General features: G+C 70.7%; 2 protein-coding genes. Both read right to left on the minus strand.

What is annotated here, in order from left to right:
- Positions 1 to 753 precede the first annotated feature (753 nt).
- Positions 754 to 2,175, minus strand: a complete 1,422-nt coding sequence (locus tag AB0M65_RS11285) for a class I adenylate-forming enzyme family protein (protein ID WP_364025036.1) — start codon at positions 2,173 to 2,175, stop codon at positions 754 to 756.
- A gap of 36 nt (positions 2,176 to 2,211) precedes the next feature.
- Complete coding sequence (locus tag AB0M65_RS11290) at positions 2,212 to 8,247, minus strand: type I polyketide synthase (RefSeq protein WP_364025039.1); 6,036 nt, start codon at positions 8,245 to 8,247, stop codon at positions 2,212 to 2,214.
- Positions 8,248 to 8,262: the final 15 nt, after the last annotated feature.

The raw sequence follows: 8,262 nt of genomic DNA on the forward strand, positions 1-8,262 counted from the left end.
GGCCTATCCCCCGGAGGCGACACTACACCAACGTCCACGTCATTGGCATCAACGTGCCAAATCCCGGAAAGGAAGTACGCCCGGGCTCACGTAAGCGGTCGGCACGGATTCACAGCGTTACCGATTACCTGTTACGCCCCCGTATATCGGACGATTTCACTCCGGTTATCGGGTCTGCGGGGGAGGGTGGCGGCCACCCGGGCGGGTTACCCCCGCTGATCTTCGGTGCCTTCCGGGCGCGGTTCGGGCGCCTTCCGGGCGCCGTCTTGCCTACCCTGAAGGTAGTAAGGGGGCCTTTCAGGTCGCCGCTGTGGTCCCTGGCGCACCAGCAGGCACAGTGGTCGCGCGTGAAGGACTCCTTCCCTCGGCTGAGCCGAGGAAACTCGACCTTCACACCTTCCCAAGTACAGGAAGGCCCCCTTCCTGTACCTAGGCGCAAGGAAGGGGACCTTCCTGTACTTGGGGCGACCAACGGGCGCCAGTACCCGAGCCACCGAACGCCTCGTGAGTCGTAAGTCGCGTTCAAACACGACTTACCGCTCACGATCACCCCGACCACGCCTCACCTGCGCCACCAGACCCACCGGTCACACCAACGCGAGGTGCCTCACGAACGCGGGACGGCTCACGAAAGTGAGGCGGCTTCCCGTGAGCGACGTACGGCACCAGAACCGGCGAGGCGATCAACGGGCGCCGGTACCGAGGGGGTCGGGTCTCGTGAGTGATTTGGGTCGCTAGAACGACCCAAAACACTCACGAGGACTTGAGCGACGTGCCAAGCGCGAGGTCCTGCAGCTGGCCTCGGTCGGGTTTGCCGTTCCGGTTGAGCGGGAAGCGGTCGAGCACCTCGACCCGGTTCGGCAGTTCCCACTGTTCCAGCGCACCGGCCATTCGCTCGCGCCAGAAGCCCGGTTCCCGGCCGAGTTCGTCCTCGACGAAGAACACCAGCTGGTTGCCGCGGCGTTCGTCGGGGACGGCGATGACCTTGGCCGACGCGCCCACCCCGGAGACCTTCCGCTCCAGGATCTCCGGATAGATGGTGTACCCCATCCGGTCGACGGCGAGTTTGCGGCCGAGGACGAAGAGGTTGTCCTGTTCGTCGAGGTAGCCGAGGTCGCCGCTGGCGTACCAGTCGTCGGCGATCGGCTCGACGTCGCCTTCCTGGCCGAGGTATCCGGTCATCAGGTCCGGCGTACGGACCTGGATCTCCCCCACCTCACCAGCCTTCACCCGCTCGCCCGCGTCGTCGGTGACGGCGAGCTCCAGCCCGCGCATCGCCACCCCGGTGGCGACAGGGTTGTCCAGGGTGGCGAAGGAGACGTTGCCCATCTCCGTGCTGCCGTAGCTGTCGAGCAGGGGCAGGCCGAATTCCTCGAGGTACCGGACGGACAGGTTGTCGTCCAGCGAGGCGGCTCCCGAGCAGAACATCCGCACGGTGTCGAGCCCGGCCCGCAGCTCGGGCCGGGAGGCGGTGATGCTGAGCAGGCTCCGGTAGGTCGCCGGGGTGGCGTCGTAAACGGTGCCGCCGCAGCGCGTCGCCATCAGGAGTGCGCGGTCCAGCCGCCGGTACGGCGCGATGACCAGCGAGCATCGCGCGAGCCACGCGATCATCACCATCGACAATCCGTACTGGTGGTTGAACGGCAGCAGCGGGACGAGCACGTCACCGGCCAGGTGCCCGACCTGTTCCCGGTTGCGCTCCAGGTTGCGCAGGAACCGGCCGCCGGATTTGACCACACCCTTGGGGCTGCCCAGCGAGCCGGACGACCACATGATCAGCCCGTCCGGGCGTTCGCACCAGTCGCCGATGGACAGCTTCGGTTCCAGTGGCACCCGGCCGGTCGCCGCGACCTGCAGCTGGTAGACGCTCACCACCGGACCGGGCTCGGCGGGCATGGGCGCGTCGTCGTCCACGATGCAGGTCTTGACCTGTGCCTGGACAATGATTCGTTCGGTCGAGTCGGGCCGTTCCTTGTGGTCCACGAGCACGATCGACGCGCCGACGTGCATGAGCGCGAGCAGCGTGCACACGTAGCCCGCCGAGTTACCCGCCTTGAGCAGCACCCGGTCGCCGGGGTTGATCCCGTTGAGCCGTAGCTCGTAGGCGACGTTGAGTGCGGCCTGTTCGAACTCCGGCAGCGTCCACACCGCGTCCGGACTGAAGATTTTCGCCATGGCCTTACCCCCAAGGTGATCGTCTGGTGAACTGGTTCAGCTGCCGTGTTCGGTGAGCCATGTCCCGACGGCTTCGGCGGTCCGGCGCGCCTGGTCTTCCATCATCGAGAAATGGTCGCCGGGAGTGTCCACGACGTCGTGGGGCAACTCCCAGCCCGCGCGCCACTCACCGGAGGTGTCGAGCCCCGGCAACGGCTCGGTGGCGCGGACGAGCAGGGTCGGCGTGGCGATCGGCGACGGCCGCCACGGCCGGAAGAGCCGGAAGTACCCACCCATGGCGGTCAGCCGCGTGTCGCCGAGGACGTCGTCCGGTCGCCCCTGAGCGGTCTCGCCGCTCAGCCGTCCTTCCACGCCGCTGAACACCGAACCGGTCAGCGGATAGGGATCGAGCAGGACCAGCGCCGACGGCGGCCGCCCGAGTGCTTCCAGCCGGGACGTCAGCGCGTGCGCCGGCATCCCGCCCGACGAATGCGCCGCGAGGACGAACGGCTCGTCGCCGAGTTCGCGCCGCAGCGTGTCCGCGAACGCCGCGGTGAGCACGTCCACGCTCGCCGGAAGCCGTTCTCCGGCAAGGTATCCGGGCGTGGGCAGCACGACGAGGTCGCGTTGCCCGCGGAACGCCGCGGCGAACCGCGCGTACTCGTGTGGTCCGGACATCGCCAGTACCGAAGGGACGCAGACGATCTTGGGGCCGTTCTCCCCGGTGGACAGCCGGACCAGGCCGAGTTCGACGTCGTCGTCGAACACCGGCCGGAACGCCGAAGCGGCGGTGAGCAGCTGGACGAACTTCTCCATCCGGCCCGTCTCCGCCGCGGTGCGCATCATCGTGCCGAACGCACCCGCCTCGGCGGGCCGGTCGGCTGGCTGACCCGAGGCGCCCTGTTCGATCGCGTCGCGCAGGAATCCGGCCAGCGCCGCCGTAGTGGGGTTCTCGAACACCACGGTGGCGGGCAGGCGCACCCCCGCCGCCGCGCCGAGCCGGTTGCGTAGTTCGAGCGCGGTCAGGGAGTCGAAGCCCAGTTCCAGGAACCGGCGATCCGGTTCGACGGCGTCCGCGCTCAGCCCGAGGACGGCCTCGACCTGTGACCGGATGAACCCGGCCACCAGTTCCGTCCGTTCCTCCGGCGCCGCGGCCAGTACCCGCTGCCGCAGCGCGTCCCCGTTCGGCGTCGCCCGGCGGCCGGAGGGCCGGACCAGGTCGCGTAGTACGGACGGCACGGAGTCGCGGTCGGCGCCCGCGAGGTTCAGCCGCACCGGGACCAGCGTCGAGCGCTCGATCCGCACGGCGACGTCGAACAACGCCAGGCCGTCCTTCGCGGACATGCCGATGAGTCCCGCCGTCTCCCGGCGACCGGGGTCGTCGGCGACCCGGCCCGCCTGGCCGATGCTGGACTCCCACAGACCCCACGCCAGCGACGACGCGGGCAGCCCGGCGGCCCGGCGATGCTGGGCGAGGGCGTCGAGGAAGGTGTTGCCCGCCGCGTAGTTGCCCTGTCCCGCGTTGCCGAGGATCCCGGCGGCCGAGGAATAGAGGACGAACAACGCGAGATCATGCTCCAGGGTCAGCTCGTGCAACGCGAGCGCGGCGTCGAGCTTCGGCCGCAGCACGGATTCGAGACGGCCGCGGTCGAGGGATTCGAGGACGCCGTCGTCGGTGGTTCCGGCCGTGTGCACGACGCCGGTCAGCGGATGCTCGTCGGGCACGGTTGCCAGCAAAGCGGCCAGTGCGTCGCGATCGGCGACGTCGCAGGCCTCGAACCGCGCTTCCGCTCCCGCCGCGCGTAGTTCCGCGACGAGTTCGGGCGCGCCCTCGGCGTCGAGTCCTCGACGGCTCGCCAGCAGCAGCTGCCGGACCCCGTGCTCGGCGACCAGATGCCTGGCCAGCAGCGCGCCGAGCGTGCCGGCCGCACCGGTCACCAGGACGGTGCCACCGGGATGTAGGTCCACAGTGGACTCTTCGGGACGCGGTATCCGGCTCAGCCGCGGGACGAACACGCCGTCCGCGCGGACGGCCAGTTGCGGTTCGCCGGTGGCCAGCGCCGCCGCGAGCGGCTCGGCGCCCTCGACCGTCTGGTCGGCGAGGACGAACCGGCCGGGGTGTTCGGTCTGCGCCGAACGGAGCAGACCCCAGACCGGGGCGTGGCCGAGGCCGGTCACGTCGTCGTCCGTGCCCGTGGCGACGGCGTTTTCCGTCACGACGACCAGCACCGAGGTGAACAGCCTTTCCTCGGCGAGGAACGCGCGGACGAGGTCCAGCACGTCGCCAAGGTCCTCGCGGATCGCCCCGGCGCCGGATCGCGCGGGCGGGAGCTTCGCGACCACGAAGGCCGGGACGTCGGTCTCGACGAGTTCCGCGAGCCCGGGATGGGAAGCCACGCCCGGCAACGTCTCCGTCCCGACCGTGACCAGTCCGCCGAGCGGGACCGTTCCGGCGACGGGAACCGGGACCCAGTCCACACCGAACAACGACTCGACGTGACCACTCGCCGCGGCACTCAGCTTGTCCGGGGAGATCGGCCGGACCACCAGCCGGTCCACGGTGGCCACCGGGAAGCCGGCGTCGTCGGTGACCTCGACGGTCAGCCCGTCCTGCCCGGACGGCGTGAAGCTCACACGCAGCGCGGCCGCCCCGGTCGCGTGCAGGGTCACGCCGTTCCACGAGAACGGTACGACGAACCCGGCGTCGGGCTCCGCGCCACGACCGGACGTGGCCAGTGCGGCGAACGAGTGCAAGGCGGCGTCGAGCAACGCGGGGTGCAGCCCGAAATCGGCCGCACTGGAGCGGTGCTCCTCCGGGAGGGCGACGTGAGCGAAGACCTCGTTCCCGCGCACCCAGAGTTCCCGCAGTCCCTGGAACGCCGGGCCGTATTCGATGCCGGTGTCACGCAGGCGGTCGTAGAGCCCGGTGACGTCGATCCGTTCGGCGCCGTCGGGCGGCCAGACGGCGGCGTCGGCGGACCGTGCCGTGGTCGACGGGAGAACCGTGGCGGTGGCGTGGGAAGTCCAGTCGGACTCTTCGTCGCGGTACCGCGGTCGCGCGTGGACGGTCACCGGCCGCGCGCCCCCGTCGTCCGGGGCGCCGACCACGACCTGGATCTCCCTGGCTTCGTCGTCGGGCAGGACCAGGGGTGCCTCGATGGTCAGTTCTTCGATCCGGCCGCAGCCGGCCTGCTCCCCCGCGTGCGCCACGAGTTCGACGAACGCGGTACCGGGCAGCAGTGCGGTCCCGAACGCCGCGTGATCGGCAAGCCACGCGTGGGTCCGCCGGGACAGCCTGCCGGTCAGGATCACGCTGCCGGAAGCGGCGAGCACGACACTGGCGGCGAGCAGCGGATGCCCGGCGACGGTCAGGCCCGCCGCCGTCAGGTCACCGGCGTCTCGCACGGGATCCGGCCAGTAGTTCGCCCGCTCGAAGGCGTAGGTGGGCAGTTCTCCGGGAATCGCGGTGACGCCGGGGAACACCTCGCGCCAGCCGGGGGTGGCGCCGTGGACGTGCGCGCGTGCCAGCGCGTTGAGGAATTCGGCCGGGCCGTCGTGGTCACGCCGCAGGGTGGCGACGATCGCCACCTGCTCGTAGCCGTCCTCGACGGTGGCCTGCATCGGCACCGTGAGGACCGGATGCGGGCTGACCTCGACGACCAGATCGTGCTTGTCGTCGAAGGCCGCGCGCAGTGCCTGATCGAACCGGACGGTGTGCCGCGCGTTGCGGTACCAGTAATCCGCGTCCAGTCCGGCGGTGTCGACGCGGGTGCCGGTGAGTGCCGAGTAGAACGGGATCTCACCGGTCCGCGGTTTCACCTCGGCGAGATCGCCGAGGATGCGTTCGCGCAGCGGCTCGACCTGGGCCGAGTGCCCGGCACCGTCCGCGCCGCGGATCCGGCGTGCCCGGATCTCGTCGGCGGCGCAGTCGGCGATGAACTCGTCGACCGCTTCGGACTCACCGGCGACCACACACGCTCCCGGCCCGTTGACCACGGCGATGGACAACCGGTCGCCCCAGCGCCCGAGGCGCCGCGACACGGTATCCACCGAGGCGAGTACCGACACCATGGCGCCGTGACCGACCAAAGTGGACAGTGCCTCGCTACGCAACGCCACGATCCGCGCGGCGTCCGGCAGTGAGAGTGCTCCCGCGACATACGCGGCGGCGACCTCGCCCTGGGAGTGCCCGATCACCGCCGCCGGTTCGACGCCGTGCGCACGCCAGAGTTCGGCCAGCGACACCATCATGGTGAACAGCGCCGGCTGCACGACGTCCAGGCGGTCGAGTGACGGCGCGCCTTCCACCCCGCGAAGTGTGTCGGTGATCGAGCCGCCGAGGTAGTGGCTCAGTTCGGCGTCGCAGCGGGCGACGGAGGCGGCGAACACCGGCGAGCCGTCGATCAGCTCGCGTCCCATCGCGATCCATTGCGAGCCGTGGCCGGGGAAGACGAAGACGGCGTTGCCCCGCCCCGCCGCGACCACCGGCGGCCGTCCGGCGACGACGTCGTCCAGACCGGTGAGCAGCCCTTCCCGATCGGGTGCCACGACGGCGGCGCGATACGGGAAGGTGGACCGGTGCAGTGCGAGAGTCGCCCCGGCGGCACGAAGGTCCAGGTCCGGAGTTTCCCGCAGCAGGTCACGGAAGCGCGCGGCCTGATCGCCGAGTGCGGTCCTCGACTTCGCGGAAAGCAGCCACGGCACGGCATCGGTCACGATCACGGGACCGCCGGACGCCTCGGTCTCGGCCGGTTCCGCCTGTTCCAGGATCACGTGGGCGTTGGTCCCGCTGAGCCCGAACGCGGACACCGCGGCCCGGCGCGGCCGGTCGGCCGATGGCCACGGCCGGTGCTCGGTCAGCAGTTCGGCCGCCCCGGCCGACCAGTCGATCTTGGTGGACGGGCGGTCGACGCCGACCGACTTGGGCAGTACGCCGTGCCGCATCGCCATCACGGCCTTGATGACCCCGCCGACCCCGGCGGCGGCCTGCGCGTGCCCGACGTTCGATTTGAACGAGCCGAGCCGGACCGGGTCGTCCGCCGACCGGTTCTGTCCGTAGGTGGCCAGCACCGCGTGGGCTTCGATGGGGTCCCCGAGCGAAGTGCCGGTGCCGTGGGCCTCCACCAGGTCCACCTGGCTCGCCGTGAGCGCCGCGTCGGCCAGCGCGTCTTCGATCACCCGCTGCTGTGAGGGTCCGTTCGGCGCGGTGAGGCCGTTGGAGGCGCCGTCCTGGTTGACCGCCGAGCCACGCACGACGGCGAGCACCGGATGGCCGAGCCGTCGCGCGTCGGAAAGCCGTTCGAGCACCAGCATTCCGGCGCCCTCGGCGAATACCGTCCCGTCGGCGGCGTCGGAGAACGGTTTGCAGACGCCGTCGGGCGCGAGGCCCCGCTGCCGGTCGAGTTCACCGATCGCGCCGGGTGTGCACATCACGGTCGCCCCACCCGCGAGCGCGAGCGAACATTCCTGCTCCCTCAGGGACCGGACGGCGAGGTGCAGTGCCACCAGCGACGACGAGCAGGCCGTGTCGACGGTGACGGCGGGGCCTTCCAGCCCGAAGGTGTACGACACCCGGCCGGAGGCGATGGCGCCGGTGACCCCGGTGCTGAGAAAGGATTCCGAGCCGGGCGGCAGACCGCCGACGAGCGAGAGGTAGTCGGTGTTGTTCATCAGCCCGGCGAAGACGCCGGTCCGGCTGCCCCGCAGGGCGGCGAGATCGAGGCCGGCGCGTTCGAACGCCTCCCACGACACCTCCAGCAGGAGCCGGTGCTGCGGGTCCATCGCCGCCGCCTCGCGTGGCGAGATCCCGAAGAACGCCGGATCGAATTCCCCTGCCCCGGTCAGGAAGCCGCAGTGCGGCGCCTCGTCCCAGCCGCGTTCCGCCGGCACCTCGGTGAACGCGGAGCGGCCGTCGGCGACCAGCCGCCACAGATCGTCCGGGCCGGTGATCCCGCCGGGGAACCGGGCACCCATGCCGATGATCGCGATCGGTTCGCGTGCACGGGCTTCCAGCTCACGCAGCCGTCCCTTGGTCTGGTGCAGGTCGGCGGTGAGCTGCTTGAGGAAGTGCCGTAACTTTTCCTCGTTGGACATCGGGCTTCCCCCAGA

The sequence above is a fragment of the Amycolatopsis sp. NPDC051071 genome (assembly GCF_040682875.1).
GTDB lineage: Bacteria > Actinomycetota > Actinomycetes > Mycobacteriales > Pseudonocardiaceae > Amycolatopsis.

Coding starts and splice junctions, on each gene's coding strand:
- AB0M65_RS11285 (WP_364025036.1), bottom strand. CDS start 2,175: ATGGCGAAAATCTTCAGTCCGGACGCGGTGTGGACGCTGCCGGAGTTC.
- AB0M65_RS11290 (WP_364025039.1), bottom strand. CDS start 8,247: ATGTCCAACGAGGAAAAGTTACGGCACTTCCTCAAGCAGCTCACCGCC.